Source organism: Vogesella mureinivorans (genome assembly GCF_007644035.1).
Lineage (GTDB): Bacteria > Pseudomonadota > Gammaproteobacteria > Burkholderiales > Chromobacteriaceae > Vogesella > Vogesella mureinivorans.
This window is the reverse complement of sequence record NZ_VMTV02000887.1, coordinates 1-264: the sequence shown is the minus strand read 5'-3', so window position 1 is coordinate 264 and position 264 is coordinate 1. Positions and strand designations below refer to the sequence as shown.

Below are 264 nucleotides of genomic sequence, written 5' to 3'. Positions count from 1 at the left end.
CCCATAAGGTGGTGGAGTAATATAATTCATCTGATGAATATTCACTTCCATAACACCATTGAATGCATAAATAAATTCTCCCCAAGCATGCCCGTGTTGAGGATAAATAGATTGTGCAGGATCATGTCGAAAAATAAGCCAAAGCGGGGCAATAATTTCATCTCGTCGATTTTCATCTAAACGACCTGCGGCGGAAAAGGTCAGTGGGACCAATGCACCTACGGCGACACCAGCCAGCGCAAAACCAATGATTACGGTAACGAG

1 protein-coding gene is annotated in these 264 nt (G+C 43.9%); it reads right to left on the bottom strand.

Features of this window, described 5'->3' with window-relative positions:
- A partial coding sequence (locus tag FLQ44_RS20105) for a cupin domain-containing protein (protein WP_500692561.1) occupies positions 1 to 264 on the bottom strand: 264 nt, incomplete at both ends.